The sequence below is a fragment of the Kitasatospora sp. MAA19 genome (assembly GCF_029894125.1).
Lineage (GTDB): Bacteria > Actinomycetota > Actinomycetes > Streptomycetales > Streptomycetaceae > Kitasatospora.
On sequence record NZ_JARXYZ010000035.1, the window covers coordinates 32,389 to 46,931 of the forward strand.

The window sequence follows — 14,543 nt, forward strand, 5'->3', positions numbered from 1 at the left end:
CCGCCGGAGGCGCGGCAGACCCCGCCAGCACGGAAGCTTAATCACGCACAGTCACCAGTCCGGGCCGGTCCCACACAGCGAGACAGACCCGCACGACCCGCCTGGATTGGTTCAACCAATCCTGGTCGACGGGCCTGAAAGCCCGAAAACACGCTGATTCTCACTCCGACCGCTGGATGAGGTCACACCCGAGCCAGGGCCACCCGGCGGGCCACCCCGTAGCGGGGCTCTCGTAGGCTGGCCCGGCTGCCCGCCCCCACTCCATTGCCCGGGGACGGGCAGCCTCCAGGCGGCGAGCCTGTCCAGGGCCCGGCGGACCCGGCGCAGCCGGCAGGGGTCGGCGTGGCGGCCCTTCTCCAGGCGGGCCAGGGTGCGGGCGGCGGCGGGGGTGTAGTGCAGGTTCGGCATCGTGGTCTCCTTCGTCTGGGCATGCGAAAGGGCCCGCTTCCTCGATCTTCTTCGTCGTCGTCATGGCGCCACCCTGGCCGGGGTTGGCTGTGGACAGCGGCGCTGACGACGGAGCAGCGCGGCCCAGCCGGAGGTCACCAGGCTGGGCCGCGCGCACTGGAAGGGGCAGCCCCCCGGGGGGCCTGCGCGGTCGGTCAGATATCGGGTGGGTTTTACTCGCGTGGAGCAATGTCTGTCTGCTCACACTAGAGCCTAGACAAGGGGGTACCTGTTGAACGATGTTCCAGATCTTGGGCCCATGCCCCAGCGGGTCACCGTCAGTGAGCTGCCCCGACTTTCGTGGAGTCCGCGATCGTGTGATCAAGCGACTTGCGGGTGTTGCTCCAGTCCCGTCCAGTACGCCTGCTCGTACTCGTCGGGCGGCATGTAGCCGAGGGCGGAGTGGAGGCGCTCGCTGTTGTACCACGCGACCCACTGGAAGACGGCCCGCTCGACCTCGTCGTAGTCCCGCCACGGCCCCTGATGTTCGATCAGTTCGGCCTTGAACGTGCCGTTCAGGGCCTCGGCCATCGCGTTGTCGTACGAGTCCGCGACGGACCCGACGGATGCCGGGGCGCCGACCTCGACCAATCGCTCTGTGTAGCGAATGGATACGTATGGCGACCCGCGGTCGCTGTGATGAATGAGGTCGGCGTCCTTCTTGATCTTCTGCCGCCACAGCGCCATCTCCAGCGCGTCCAGCGGCAGGTCGGTCCGCATGTGGGTGGCGGCCTGCCGGCCCACGATCCGGCGGGAGTACGCGTCCAGGACGAACGCCACGTAGACCCAGCCCGACCAGGTCCGGACGTAGGTCAGGTCGGCCAGCCACAGCTGGTTCGGGCGCTGGGCGGTGAACCGGCGGTTGACCAGGTCCGGCGGACGCGGCGCCATCGGCTCCGGGACGGTGGTGCGGCGGCGCTGTCCGCGGATCACGCCCTCGATGTCGAGCTCGCGCATCAGCCGCTCGACGGCGCACCGCGCGACCTGGTGGCCGGCGCGGACCAGGGCGCGGGTGATCCGGCGGGCCCCGTAGGTGCGGCCGGATTCCTCCCACACCGCTGTGACCAGCGGAATCAGTTCTTCGTCGCGGAGCCGGCGGGCCGACTTCGGTCGCTGCTCGCGCGCGAAGTACGTCGACGGCGACAGCTCCAGCACCCGGCAGACGGGATCGACCCCGAAGCCGTCGCGCAGGTGGTCGATCACCTGCTCGGCCTCGTCCGGGGACGGTCGATCTCCTGGGCAAAAAACACGCTGGCGGCCTTGAGGATCTCGTTGGCCCGCCTCAACTCGGCGACTTCCTCGCGGAGTTCCTTCAGCTCGTCGCGCTCGACGGTGGTGAGGCGGTCGTCGCGCTCGCCGGCGTCGACCTCGGCCTGACGGACCCAGGACCTGAGGGCTTCCTTGTGGATGCCGAGGTCGCGGGCCACATGGGCGACGGGGCGGCCGGTCGAGCGGACCTCGCGTACGGCGCGCTCGCGGAGTTCATCGGGGTACTTGCGTGGTGCTGGCACTGCCCGTGGTTCTCCTTACGCCTGGATCGTAACAAACCCAGACATCAGGGACTCCAAGAAGGCCAGAGCAGCTCACGAGCCGCCGTCACCCGCATGGTCGCCGAACGCGCCGAGCATCGCACAGCTCACGGCGAACGCCTCCTCGGCATGGATGCCATACACAGCCGCCTCGAACAGATGGGCCGCTCCGCCACCACCGAGGTCCTCAGCAGCCAGCCCGGCAACCAGCGCCCCGAAGACCTCACCGCCAGCCGCCCCGCCGACGCCGAGGCCCTCGGCCGCGGCATCACCATGCGCACCCTCTACCAGGAATCCGCCCGCAACCAGCCCCACGTCACCACCTACGCCCACTGGCTACTCAGCCAGGGCAGTGAAATCCGCACCGCCCCGGCGATCCCCCAGCGCATGGTGATCGTCGACCGCACCCAGGGCCTTGTGCCCATCGACCCCGCCGACAACCGCAAGGGCGCCCTACACGTCACCGAACCCGGCATCCTCGCCGCCCTTCTCGACTTCTTCGAGCAAGCGTGGAACACGGCCGTTCCCCTCGGAGCCACCCGCCCCGAGGACCCCCGGACCAACCTCACCGCAACCGAACGCGAACTCCTGCGCCTGCTCAGCTCCGGCATCACCGACGACGTGGCAGGCCAGCGCCTCGGCATCTCCTCACGCACCGTCGGCCGCCACATGGCCTCGATCATGGAACGTCTGGGTGCCGCCAGCCGCTTCGAAGCCGGGATCAAAGCCGCCCACAGAGGCTGGCTCTGATTCACCGGGGCGACAAGGCAGGCCGCCCCGGTGCCCCAGCGGGCGCGTCCCGGGGCCATACCCGATACAGCGGGCAGACCTACGTAGCCGTGAGAGGACGACGGACAGGCCCGCCGGCCCTCATCCGATCCGGCGGTGCCGACCCCGCTTCGCTGCGTCTGGCCGGGCAGCCGGTTGAGTGTGGTCGGCGAGGCGTTCCTTCGCTACTTCAAGATTGCGCTGATGGTCCACGCGCTGACCGACCGCGCTGCCGACGAGGCCACGCGGTGGCAGCGGATCGAAGGGGACTGCTCGGCGGGGACGAGCAACGAACTGCGGGACTTCGTCCGGCGGTCCTGCGGCCGCCCGGACTGGGACTTCGCCTGAAGCCGGCTCGCCGAGAACGGCGCCACGCAGCAGGGCGGTCTCCGGCCACGGACGTGAGCGCGGGCCCGACGGCTTGCCGGACCCGCTGCGGCGTGTCGTCAGGCGGTGGGCCGGGCGGCGAGACCACCGGGGCCAAGGCGCCGCCGACCTCCCTGCGGAGGGACCGGACCGGGCCCCGCGTCGAGTGCGGCCTGCTGGCGGCCGGCCCCGCTCCGCGGTTGTACTCGCGGCACGGCACCGATCTCAGCCACGCGTTCTCCCCCGGAGCTACTCCCCGGGGAGTAGCGGAACCGCCTCCATCGGTACGACGCCGCCCCACGGCAGTTCCGGGTTTGCTGGGCAGAGCCGCGACGGCAGGTGGTGCGACCTCCGTCGACGCGGCCGCTCCTGTGTGGTCGGACTCGGAATGAGGGGGACATGGACAGCAGAAATCTACGCCGGGGGTGGCGACTCGGCGGACCGATCTTCGTGGTCGGCTTCATCGCCAGCCTGGTCTTCGGGGCGGTGCTGGCCAGGGGCTCCGTTTTCCTGCCCACCGCCACAGCGGGCCAGTTGAGGGGCTACTACGACCACAGCGGTACGGCGGTTGCGGTGTCCTCGCTTCTCCAGCTGGTCGCCGCCGCAGGACTGCTCCGGTTCGGCCTCGGGGTATCCGCCGCAGTGGGTGCCGATCGCCGGGCGAGGTTTGCGATGTGGCTCGCCGCCGGGGCCTTCGCGGTGTCGAGCGTGCTGGCGCTGGCCCTGGCGGCGGTCGCGGCCCGTGCGGGTGACGGCACCCTTCTCGTCCTGGCCCGGCTCACGCTCGCGGTGGGCGGCCCGATCCACCTGACCGGGCTCGCCGGGCTGCTGTGGTACGTCTCGCGACGCGCGCTCGCCCAAGGGCGCGGGCCACGGTGGCTGGTCCTCTTCGGTGTCGCCGTCGGCCCCCTGCTGCTGCTCTCCCTGGTCTCGATACCGGTGCCGGCGGTGACCCGCGCGGAGCCGCTGTGGCGGTTGCTCGCCGCGGTGTGGATCACCGGTGTCAGTGCGGTCGGGCTCGATCGGACCGCTCCCGGTGCCGCCGGCGCTGTATCGCCTCGCACCGGGACGGACTCGTCGGCCACTGGTTGAGGTCTTGTCGGTGCGTCAGGCGCCGGGGACGGCCGGCGGTGCCCTGACGGGTCCAGCAACGGCCGCCGGGCCGGCGGGTCCGCTGTCGACTGCCGTGCGCCCAGGGGCTCTCCTCTTCGGGGACGTCGCCGCAGTCGACGCAGGCGAGGGTCCGCATCAGCTCGCGGTGGGCCTGGCGGGCCTTCTTGACCCGGGCGGCCTGGTGCCCGGGCCAGTGCGGCGGCTGGGAGCGATGCGAATACAAGGCGGCCGCCGTGCTGACGGTCCGACAGGTCAGGTCAGTTCTCGTGCGCAGCTCGGATTGAGTGAGACGGAGGTGGTCATGGCCGGCCTTTCGGGTCGTCGGACGTGAGGGCGGGCCGGCGGGGCGCGGGCCGCATGCCGTCGGCCATGTCGTGCAGGTGGTGAACCGCGTCGTCCCAGCCCTGGCCGTACCAGTACGGGCCGGACAGCGCGGTGGGGTGGTGCGGAACGGCCTCCAGTAGGTTCGCCGCCCGCCTCCAGGAGGTGGCCAGCGCCGCCCGCATCCGGTCGAACTCCTCCACCACGGCGGCCAGGTCGACGTCCGGGATCGGTTCCGGGGTGGCTTCCTTGGCCAGGGCGCGGCGCAGCTGGCCGATGGCCAGGCGGGCCCGGCGGGTGGTCTCCAGTTCCTCCTGCCAGTCGGCGGGCGCCGCCGCAGCCGGGTCTTCGGCGACCTCGGCCTGGGCCTCGGCGCGGTAGGCGTCTAGCGCCTCGCGTACCTCGTCTTTCGACCAGACGGTCGTGCTGGCGCGATCGGTGCATCACCTCCAGGCACTCTCGTGCGTTCACCGCTGCGTCCTCTCCACGGCGTGCTCCTCGATGAGTGAGGGGCGGCCCGGCATACGGGCCGCCCGGGGGGGCGGTGGTGCTACTGGTCGGTGGTGCAGTCGTGGTCGGCCTTGACGTAGTCGCCGTCGTCGAACTGCGTCTCCAGGGCCAAGCCGCACCCGCCCCATTCGGCGCGGCCGTCCCAGCCGATCTCGGGGCCGTCGTCGCAGTCGTGGTCGGCGTCGACCAGGGTGCCGTCCTCGAACAGCTCGTCGCCGCCGTCTCCGCAGGCGCCGCATTCCCACTGGGCGTACCAGGAGGCCTTGGGCGGCTGGGTGGTCGGGGTGGTCGTCATCACTCGCCTCCTTCGGGAAGTGGGCCTCCCGGCCGAGGTGGGCCGGGACGGCGGGGCGTACGAGGCGGGTCAGCCGGCGACAGTCTCGGCGTGCCGGTGGAGAGCGTCCAGGAGCGCGGTCTGCTGCTCGATCAGTTTCCCGTCGGCGCGGGCCTTGTCCTGCTTGCGCAGCCACGTACCGGGCCGGAACGTCGGGTCCGCGTCGCCGCCAGTGCGGTTCGCCGGGCCGTCCAGGGTTCCGCCGGCGGCAAGGTAGGTGAGCAGGCGGCGGTAGGAGCGGTTCCAGTCCGGCTCCAGCCGCCACAGCTCGTCCAATGCGTCGAGCTTCGCCGCCTGGTCGGGGTTAAGGTTGTCGGCCTTGCGCTGGCGGCGCATCCACGCGCCCACCGCGTAGTCGTCCAGCTTCACGGTGGCGGGAATCGCCAGGTGGCCGTGCTGGCGGTGGAACGCGGCAGCGTAGGCGTAGCCGCGCTCCCAGGCGTTGGCGAGCTTCGACCAGATCATGCCGAGCGCGTCCAGCTCGCTGACGCGGGCGGCGTCGAGCAGGCCCTGACCGTTGAGGTGGCGCTGGCGGGCGAGCCAGGAGATCAGCTCCGCGTGCTTCGCCTTGTCGGTGGGGTCGAGGTGGCCGTGCTCGATGTGGAACCTGGCTGCGACGGCGTGCATCCGCTGCCACTCGACCGCGCGCGGGTTGAACGCGCGCAACTTCACCGTCTGCAAAATCTGCGCCGCGTGCTGCTTCGCGTTGATCCGCAGCCACTCGATCGGCGACTCCACCGGCGCCGCCTGCTGCTCGCTCGCCCCGGCCTCGGTGGCCTCGCCCTCGGAGGCCCCCGTGGTCGTGGTGGTGTGCGCGGTGCCCTGGGTGCGCTTGCCGCGCAGCTCGGTGATCCGGCCGACCACCCGGGCGTCGTGCGCCGCGAGTGCCCGCAGGACCCGCCAGATCGTACGGAAGGAGCTCGCCTCGATCTCAGCGTCGGCCTCCGCCTTCACCGCTTCCCCGGCGTCGTGGACCTCGGACGGGTCGGCGGCGGCCGTGTCGTCGCCGACCTCCGGCGTCGGCAGGTAGACCGGGATGATGACCCAGGAGACCTTGCCCTGCCGGTAGGACTGGCGCAACGCCCGGCCCACCGCCTGGACGATGTCGATGACCGAGCTCTTGGGGTCGGCGAAGCAGACCGCGTCGACGGCGGCCACGTCGATGCCCTCGTTCAGCAGGCGCGAGTTGCAGAGGATCCCGCACTCCTCGCCGTCGTCGCCGGTGTGGGCCTTGAACTCGGTGAACGCGGCGCGGCGGTCCTTGAGGCGGTCGGTGCCGGCGACCGCCTTCGCCCAGATCCGCTCCGGGCGGTCCTTGTCCTCCAACAGCTCGGAGGCGTCCAGCAGGCTGCTGGCGAACTCGTGCGCCGCGGACACCCGGGAGTGGAACGTGATGACGCGGCGCAGGCCGAGGTCGGCGACCGCGCGCAGCACCGCGATCTGCAAGGCCAGGCGCAGCAGCTCCTCGTTGCTGCGCTGGGAGCGCAGGTCCGCGACGGCCGGGAGACGGAGCAGTTCGCGCAGGTCCTCGTCGGTGACGACCGGGACCAGGACGCGGTAGTCGGCGAGGTAGCCGTGCTCGATCCCCTGTCCGAGCGTCCAGGTGAAACAGGTCTTGCCGTAGATCCGGGTGTCCGTCATGGAGCAGAGCGCGGGCAGCTTCTGCGCGCCCTCGTTGTCGGTGTCGGCGAGGTCGGCCAGGCCGTCCTTGGCCTTGCGGTCGTCGGCGATCCGCGGGGTCGCGGTGAAGTAGAGGCGCCGCTTCGCCGGCACCCGGTCGTCGTGGACGGCGGCCCAGGCCTTACTTTCGGAGCCGGCGGTGCGGTGGGCCTCGTCGATGACCACCAGGTCCCACTGCGCCAGGCCCCAGTGGTAGTGGGCCTCGACGATGCGCTCCAGCGAGGCGTAGGTCGCGTACACGGTGACCGGGTGGTCGTCCGGCGCGCCGTTGACCAGGTCCGTCAGCGCGGCCGGGGCGGTCGTCACCGCGGCGTCGATCCGACCGCCCGCCTCCGCGCTCTCCAGCGCCTCCTCCCGCGAACACGCCGCCACCGCCAGCCCGCGGCGGCCGCCCTTCGTCGACCAGGCCTCGGCCGTCTGTTCCAGCAGCTCAATCGTCGGCACCAGCACCAGTACCCGGCCCCTCGCCGCCAGGCGCCGGGCGCAGCCGGCCGCGATCAGCGTCTTGCCGGATCCGGTCGCCGCGACCACCGTCGCCCGGCCTCCGTCCTTCACCTCGCGCACCGCAGCCGCCACCGCGTCCTTCTGGAACCCGTGCAGCGGCAACGGATTGACGACGCTTCCGGACAGCTGCGCCGGGACCGGCGTCCCGGCGGTGGCGGTAATGGTCACCACAGCGTTGTCTCTACTTTCTGCTGCTGCTCAGGGCGCCAGTTGGTGGGCCCGCTTCACTACAGATTGAGGCAGGAGCCTTTCTCGATCGGTGAGACAAGCTCCTGCCGCGCCTTACCGCAGGACGACGCCCGGCCGAAGAGCTTGAGGGGTCTCGGCAGCCCTGATGGCGCGGGATCGTACCGGGGAGAACCGACTTGTGGATGTCAGTAGGCCGGAGCGGTGGCCATGGCCTTCACGGTCGAGCCGTCCTGGCTCTTGCGGACCTGCATCTGGGTGGGGATGCGCCGTCGCAGGTCCGCGACGTGGCTGACGACCCCGACAGTGCGGTTGTAGGAGCGCAGTTCGTCGAGTACTTCGAGGACCTCCTCCAGGGTCTCGTCGTCGAGGCTGCCGAAGCCCTCGTCGATGAACAGGGTGTCGAGCTGGCTGCCGCCGGCTTCCTGGGCGACTACGTCGGCGAGGCCGAGGGCCAGGGCCAGGGAGGCGAAGAAGGACTCGCCGCCGGAGAGGGTGGTGGTGTCGCGGGTCTGGCCGGTCCACTGGTCGAGGATCTCCAGGCCGAGGCCGGAGCGGCCGCGCCCGCTCGTGCGCGCGTCGGTGTGGGAGAGCACGTAGCGGCCGGAGGACATGCGTTCCAGGCGGGTGTTGGCCGCCTTCGCCACCTCCTCCAGCCGGGCCGCCAGTACGTAGGCCTCCAGATGCATGCGGTACTGGTTGTCGCCCGAAGTCCCCGCGGCGAGGTCTGCCAGGTGCTTGGCCATGTGGTGCTCTTCCAGGAGGGGTGCCAGTCGCCCGATGCCCTGTGTGAGGTCGTCGATGTGGTCGAGCAGCGTCTCGCAGCGGTCGCGGCTGGTGCTCTCGGCGATGGCCGCTGCTTCCGACCGCTCGGCGGCGGCGGCGAGATCCGCCTCGGAGGCCTGCTCGTCTGCCGGTTCCGCAGCGGCGGCCTCGGCGAGATCCCGGTCCTTGAGTGTCGCCGTATGCGTGGCCTGGGCTGTCCGCCAGGTGTCCAGTTCGCCTTCCTTCGCTGCCAGTTCGGTACCTGGGATCAGGGCATGGCGGGCTTCCTCGGGTGTGGCGAACCCTACGGCGGCGATCTCGGTCGCGGCGGCCCGGGCTGCGCGGTCCAGATTCCCCGCGGTCACTGCCACCTGCTGGATCGCCGCCCGTGCCCGGGCGATCGCTTCCGCCTCGGCGGTGAGTTCGGAGCTGCGATCGGCGATCGTCGGGGATCCGGCCAGAGCGTCGGCAAGGCGCAGGGCAAGGATCTCCTGTTCGGCGCTCTGGGTCTCCTGGCGGCCGAGGTAGTCGCCGATCCGTCGGCCCAGGCTGGCGAGTTCGGATGTCCGGGTTGCGCGCGTGTCGTCGAAGGCGCGCAGTTCCTCGTTCGCGGGCACGGCATCCGCGGCGGCGACCAGGTGGTCCTTGTGGGTCTGCTGAGCGGCACGGTGACGCTGCTGCAGGTCGGCGGTCGTCTGCCCGTCGGCCAGTTCCTGGGCTGAGGCCGCCTCGGCCGTGAGCCGGACAAGGTCCTGTTCGGCATCCTTGCAGGCCTGGTCGGCCTGCTGGTAAGCCTCCTCCGCTCGAGCTTCGTCCTCCCTGCTCGGGTGGCCGGCGGCAGTGGTCGCCGGCCGGGGATGGACGGGCGAGCCGCAGACCAGGCAGGGCTCCTGGGGGCGCAGCCGGCTGGCGAGTTCACCGGCCATGCCGTCGATGCGCCGGTCCCGGATCCCGCGCGCGTGCGCCGCGCTGTGGATGACGGCCTTCTTGAGCTCGTCGACGTCGGCCTGGTCCCTGGCAATGTCGGTGGCCAGTTCGTCGCGTCGGCGGGCTGCGGCGAGTTGCTGCTCGAGAGATGGAAGGGTGGCGGCGAGCTGGTCGGCCTGGGTCTGGGCCAGGTGGGCCCTGTCGATCCGCGCGCTGTGCTCGGCCCGTCGGGTGTCTGCCTGGTCCAGCCAGTCGGCGATCTCGTCGTGGTCGGCTTGGGCCTGGTCCAGCTCGGCCTCGAGCTTGGCGAGGGAGGCTGCCAGTTCGCCGAAGCGCTGTTCGTCGTGGCGCAGGGCGTCGAGGCGGCCCAGGTCGTTCTTCAGCCGGTTCTCGGCTGCGGTGAGCTCCTCGTCGGTGTCGTTGCCGTGTGGGTCGGGCAGTCGTGTCCTGGCCTGGGCCTCGGCGCGGCGAGCCTCCTGGTGGTCGTGGTCTGCGTCGTCGAGGGCCTGGATGAGGGGCCGGAGGTGCTCGGCGCGGCGAGCGCGTTCCAGGGTCGCCTGCAGGTTCTCGAAGGCCGGGGCCTGCGCCCTCAGGGCCATGAGGGCTTGGGCGGCGGTGCGGTGGCGCAGCTGGCGCTCCGCCAGGGTACGGGCCTGTGCGGCTCGGCTTTCTCGGGTGCTGTGGTGCGCTCGGGCGTCCTGCAGCGCGGCGGTGGCGGCCTGGTGGGCTCGGGCGGCGCGGTCGTGCACCGCCTGCGCCCAGGTGAGTGCCGCGGGGTGGGTGGTGTCGATGCTGTCCTCGGTGGGGGCTGGTTCCTCGACCGAGTCGGTGATCAGGGTGCCGGCGGTGTCCTGGATGCGGTCGATGTCGCGCAGGGCGGCCCTGCGGGCGACGTCGCAGCGCTGGCCGCTCTCCTTGGCGTGGTCGGTGAGCCAGCGTGCGATGTCGCGGAAGCGGTGGGTGGCGAAGAGGCGCCCCAGGACGGTGGCGCGGTCCTCGGCCTTGGCCCGCAGGAATCTCGCGAAGTCGCCCTGCGGCAGCAGGACGACCTGGCAGAACTGCTCGCGGTTCATGCCCAGCAGGGCTTCGATCTCGCGTGCGACCTCTTGGTGGGCGGCGGTGACGGGCTCCCAGACGGCTTGGCCGGGACTGGCGTCGCCGTGCCGTTCCTCCAGGCTGACCTTGGCCTGCGCCTGTGTGGTGCCGTTTTTGTCGCGCCGGGCCCGTTCCTGCTGGGGAGTGCGCACGATCCTCAAGCGGCGCCCGGCCATGGTGAACTCCAGCTCGACCTGGGTGAGCGTGGCGGGGTCGGCGTGGTGGCTGCGCAGCGCTGTCTGGTGCCGCTCCCCCGGTACGTTGCCGTAGAGGGCGTAGCAGACGGCATCGAAGATGGTGGACTTTCCCGCGCCGGTGGCACCGTGAAGGAGGAACAGCCCTCCTTGGGAGAGCGTGTCGAAGTCGATGCTCTGCCGGGTACGGAAGGGGCCGAAGGCTTGCAGGGCGAGGGTGTGCAGGCGCATCAGCGGGCTTCCTTCGCGGTGTCGTTCAGGCGGGTGGCCTCGACCGCTCGGCGCAGAAGGCCGTGTTCGGCCGGGTCGGGGGCGTGACCGCCTCGGACGTGGTCGACGAACCCGACGGTGATCTCGAGTTCGGTGCGGTGGCGGGTGCGTTCGGTGTAGGTGGCGCTGTTGCGGGGGCCGCCGTCCTCGGGGGCGAAGGTGAGCTGGACGGTGCGGGGGAAGCGGGTGCGCAGGCGGTCCATGGCGTTGATGGGGCGCTGCGGGTCGGTCAGGATGACGTGCAGCCACGCGTCGCGCAGGTGTTCGTGCTGGTGGTCCTTGAGTAGGTCGTCGAGGTACCCGGTGAGGGTGTTCAAGGCCCGGGGGCGGGGGCAGGGGACGGCTTCGATGGTGATGTTGGCGTCGGCATCGAGGTCGACGAGCCAGGTGGTCTTGGCGTAGCCGGCTTCGGAGAAGGAATAGGCGAGGGGGGAACCGCTGTAGCGGATGCGGTCAGTGACTTTCTGCGGGCGGTGGAGGTGGCCGAGGGCGACGTAGTCGATGCCCTCGAAGACGGCGGCGGGGACGGTGGGGATGCCGCCGGCGGTGATGTCGCGTTCGCTGTCGCTGGTGTGGCCTCCGGTGACGAAGGCGTGGGCGAGGGCGACGGAGCGGGTGCCTGCGGGGCGGGTGGCGAGGTCGGCGCGGACGCGGTCCATCGCGGCGCCGAGGACGGCCTCGTGGGTGGGTTTGTCGGCTGCCATCTCCTCGCGGGTCAGGAACGGTTCGAGGTAGGGCAGGCCGTAGAACGCGACGGGTCCGTGCGCGTCGTGCAGCACCGCAGGTGTGTGGCAGGTGGCGGGGTCGGTGCGCAGGTGGATGCCGGCTCGTTCGATCAGGCGGGACGTGACGCCAAGACGCTGGGGTGAGTCGTGGTTGCCGCTGATCATGATGACGGGGACCTGAAGGTCGGCCAGGCTGTTGAGCGCGTGGTCGAGGAGGGCGACGGCGTCCAGGGACGGGATGGCCCGGTCGTAGATGTCGCCTGCGACGAGGACCGCGTTCACCTCACGTTCCCGGACGACGGTCAGCAGGTGGTCGAGGAAGGCGCGCTGGGCGTCGATGAGGGACTCTCGGTAGAACGTCCGTCCGAGGTGCCAATCCGAGGTGTGGAGCAATCGCATGGTCGCTGACCGTAACCGTTCGGGTGTGGTGTGCGGGCTGACTTCGGCGTTTTGGTCCGCAACGGTGATCTGTGGGAATCACTGGAGGCAGGGGGTGCCGTACCGCCGCCGGCAGGTGAGTGAGCGGCGGGCGCGAGGGCAGGAGATTGTCAGTGCGGTGGGAAAGAATAAGGCCAGAGAGGGGGAGAGATGACTTCCGAGCAAGGTTTTTTGCGTAGCGGTTTCCCTGCTCCGAACGGGTGCCGGTGGTGTGGGATCGACGAGCGGGTCCACGCACGGCAGTGGGTGGAGGAGGCGGGCTGGCACGCCTGGACCTCCCCGACCGGTGAACAGCGCAAGGCCCGGATGAAGGCACGACGTACCGCCCGGCTCCAGCCGGACGTACCGTCCGGAAATGATCAGCCCGCACTCGCGCGCAAAGCCGCGAATACCTCCCTCAGCTGCAGCGGCACGTCGGAGGCGGAACCCAGGGATGTGGCCAGCTCGTAGACCATGTCGGGTTTACCGTCCGGGCTCTTGCTTCCCTGATCCTTAATCATGTCCAGAATATCCTTGCTGAATTTCCGGCCGCTGCGGTGTGCCTTGAAGTGCGCGGCCTCCCAGGGCTGCCAGCTCTCGCGGCGCGGCCACTTGCGGTTGGCCACTTCGGCCCACTGCTCGTCCTCGAAGAGTTCCTCGAGTTCGTTGAAGTTCTCGGCCTCGCCGACGAAGGACACTTGTGTCGCGGGATCGAGACCGAACTGGCGCAGCCGGTCGTCCCTGAAGAACTTGGCGACGTTGCGGCTGTCGGCATCGACCAGCAGCATCACGGTGCGGCGCTGGGTGGCGAGGTAGCGGGCGAGGTGGAGGGCGCCTTCGTTGTTGTTGCAGGCCCACAGGGCGATGCCGGCCGCCTGCAGGGACAGCCCCTGCGAGAGGCGGAAGAGCACAGGAATCGCCTGCTGTTCGGTGGCTCCCTCGACGGCGAGGAAGCAGCGCTCGTGGAGCAGGACGGAGTTGCGCAGGCCGAGTGCGGAGGCGATCTGCCCGAGGTGCAGGTCGATGCCCTCGTGCGTGTCGTCGGCGAGGCGCTCCATGACGGTGCGGCCCGCTTCGAGGCGCAGGTGAACGACGTCTGCGATGTCCACGCCGTCAATGAGGTTCATCGAGTGGGTGGCCACGATGACCTTGACGGCGTCCGTCGCGCACTGGCGGCGGATGAGGTCCATCACGGTCCGCTGGTGAGCGTAGTCCAGGTGGGTGTCGGGCTCGTCGTAGACGACGATCGTCTGGACGGGCGGCATGTCGTCCTCGTCCGGCTGGGGGTCTTCCAGGAGCTTGCTGGTCCACTCCCAGACGGCGAGGGCGATCCGGCGGTTGCTGCCGCGGCCGGACCTGGACAGGTCGACCCGCTCGCCGTGGGCGCGGGAGATGTGCAGGTGTGCGTGCTTGAATCCGTGGGAGAAGGAGACCTCCGGTTCGACGGAGACTTCCACGAGGTCCGGGCAGTGTGCCTTGATGTGCGCGCACAGGTCGGCGGCGTCGTCCTTGACCAGGTCGGTGACCTCGGACTCGATCGTCCGCAGGCGGCCCTGAAGGCCGTCGTCCTCGAGATGGGCCTGGTAGCTGCCGGCCAGCGCTGTGTGGACGGCCCGGTCCGGGCTCTCGTCCTTCCCGCTGAACGACAGCAGCCTCGGCAGCCGTCGCACCAACTGCTTGGGCAGGGCGGTCCATTCGGCGACCTGCGGAGAGCGCGCCGCGTGTGCGGCCAGCGCCGCTTGCAGGTCAGCTTTGAGTCCCTTCCCCTCGGCCTGCAGTCCGAAGGCCTCCACCAACTCCTTGAGAGCGGGGACGAGCAGCGAGCTGAAATCGCGCAGCCTGGGGTCGCGCGGGAGCTGGGCCCAGTACTCAAGCACGGGCGCGCTGTCGCCCTCCACTCGGCGCCGGATCCTCAGCTCGGCCGGAAAGCCCACCCCCTGTTCGCAGGTGTCCAGGGCGAAGCGGCCTTCGACCCATGTCGAAGCGCAGCGGGCCGGAGCATCGGCAGCGGTGGCACCGGCTGCCGGCGGGTTGTCGTAGGTGCGGTCCTGTTCGACCAGGCGGTACCCGCCGAGGAGGAAGTCGAGGGCGGCGAGCACCGCACTCTTCCCTCCGTCGTTGTGGCCGGCCAGGATCGTCGGCGCGCTGACAGGGATGTTCTCGACCAACGTCAGCGAGCGGAACCCGCTGACGGAGAAGTCCTTCAGGTGCACAGTCGCAGCCGCTCCGCTCTCCCTTGCCGCCGTGCCGTACCGCAGGCAGCAACCAGCCCACGGCATAAGGTTTCTGATGCCACCTCCGCCGCAGGTGACCATCGTAGGCTCATCAGCGCGGCGCCCGTGCCGCGACAGCGGAAGGCCGGCAGGCTGCCGGGCGGTGGGGCAGGCCCGGG

Annotated in this window: 10 protein-coding genes; 3 read left to right on the forward strand and 7 right to left on the reverse strand. The window is 70.6% G+C overall.

Annotation, left to right across the window (positions count from 1 at the left end):
* Window positions 1-768: 768 nt before the first annotated feature.
* Window positions 769-1,958, reverse strand: a protein-coding gene (locus P3T27_RS34040; RefSeq protein ID WP_280685144.1) for an IS3 family transposase whose coding sequence is annotated in 2 segments (ribosomal slippage) — window positions 769-1,694 and window positions 1,694-1,958 — 1,191 coding nt in all. Because the reading frame shifts where the segments join, the coding sequence is not laid out codon by codon here.
* A gap of 147 nt (window positions 1,959-2,105) precedes the next feature.
* On the opposite strand from P3T27_RS34040, the gene P3T27_RS34045 reads away from it, so the two are divergent.
* From P3T27_RS34045 to P3T27_RS34055, 3 genes are all read left to right on the forward strand, one after another.
* Window positions 2,106-2,726, forward strand: a complete 621-nt coding sequence (locus P3T27_RS34045) for a helix-turn-helix transcriptional regulator (RefSeq protein ID WP_280685145.1) — start codon at window positions 2,106-2,108, stop codon at window positions 2,724-2,726.
* A 135-nt stretch (window positions 2,727-2,861) separates the two neighbouring features.
* Window positions 2,862-3,092 (forward strand): hypothetical protein, encoded by a 231-nt coding sequence (locus tag P3T27_RS34050; RefSeq protein WP_280685146.1) that lies wholly within the window; start codon window positions 2,862-2,864, stop codon window positions 3,090-3,092.
* A 417-nt stretch (window positions 3,093-3,509) separates the two neighbouring features.
* Window positions 3,510-4,202, forward strand: coding sequence for a hypothetical protein (locus P3T27_RS34055; protein WP_280685147.1), 693 nt, complete (start codon window positions 3,510-3,512; stop codon window positions 4,200-4,202).
* Window positions 4,203-4,522: 320 nt separating this feature from the next.
* Here P3T27_RS34055 and P3T27_RS34060 read toward each other — a convergent pair whose 3' ends face one another.
* The 6 genes from P3T27_RS34060 to P3T27_RS34085 all read right to left on the reverse strand — a co-directional run bounded on the left by P3T27_RS34060 (window position 4,523) and on the right by P3T27_RS34085 (window position 14,364).
* Window positions 4,523-4,750, reverse strand: coding sequence for a hypothetical protein (locus P3T27_RS34060; RefSeq protein WP_280685148.1), 228 nt, complete (start codon window positions 4,748-4,750; stop codon window positions 4,523-4,525).
* Between the two features lie 344 nt (window positions 4,751-5,094).
* Window positions 5,095-5,349 carry a hypothetical protein gene (locus tag P3T27_RS34065; protein ID WP_280685149.1) on the reverse strand — a complete coding sequence of 85 codons (255 nt, stop codon included), beginning with the start codon at window positions 5,347-5,349 and terminating at the stop codon, window positions 5,095-5,097.
* Window positions 5,350-5,418: 69 nt separating this feature from the next.
* A complete protein-coding gene (locus P3T27_RS34070; protein WP_280685150.1) occupies window positions 5,419-7,743 on the reverse strand; it encodes a DEAD/DEAH box helicase in 2,325 nt (774 codons plus the stop codon).
* Window positions 7,744-7,946: 203 nt separating this feature from the next.
* Window positions 7,947-10,970 (reverse strand): AAA family ATPase, encoded by a 3,024-nt coding sequence (locus P3T27_RS34075; RefSeq protein ID WP_280685151.1) that lies wholly within the window; start codon window positions 10,968-10,970, stop codon window positions 7,947-7,949.
* On the reverse strand, window positions 10,970-12,133 hold the full coding sequence (locus P3T27_RS34080) for an exonuclease SbcCD subunit D (protein WP_280685152.1): 1,164 nt from the start codon (window positions 12,131-12,133) through the stop codon (window positions 10,970-10,972). The genes P3T27_RS34075 and P3T27_RS34080 overlap by 1 nt, the downstream gene beginning before the upstream one ends.
* A 398-nt stretch (window positions 12,134-12,531) precedes the next feature.
* On the reverse strand, window positions 12,532-14,364 hold the full coding sequence (locus tag P3T27_RS34085) for an AAA family ATPase (RefSeq protein ID WP_280685153.1): 1,833 nt from the start codon (window positions 14,362-14,364) through the stop codon (window positions 12,532-12,534).
* Window positions 14,365-14,543: the final 179 nt, after the last annotated feature.

Bases quoted from the DNA above. Each gene is read 5' to 3' on its own strand.
- P3T27_RS34065 (WP_280685149.1), bottom strand. From the start codon at position 5,349: ATGACGACCACCCCGACCACCCAGCCGCCCAAGGCCTCCTGGTACGCC.
- P3T27_RS34055 (WP_280685147.1), top strand. From the start codon at position 3,510: ATGGACAGCAGAAATCTACGCCGGGGGTGGCGACTCGGCGGACCGATC.
- P3T27_RS34075 (WP_280685151.1), bottom strand. From the start codon at position 10,970: ATGCGCCTGCACACCCTCGCCCTGCAAGCCTTCGGCCCCTTCCGTACC.
- P3T27_RS34045 (WP_280685145.1), top strand. From the start codon at position 2,106: ATGGATGCCATACACAGCCGCCTCGAACAGATGGGCCGCTCCGCCACC.
- P3T27_RS34080 (WP_280685152.1), bottom strand. From the start codon at position 12,133: ATGCGATTGCTCCACACCTCGGATTGGCACCTCGGACGGACGTTCTAC.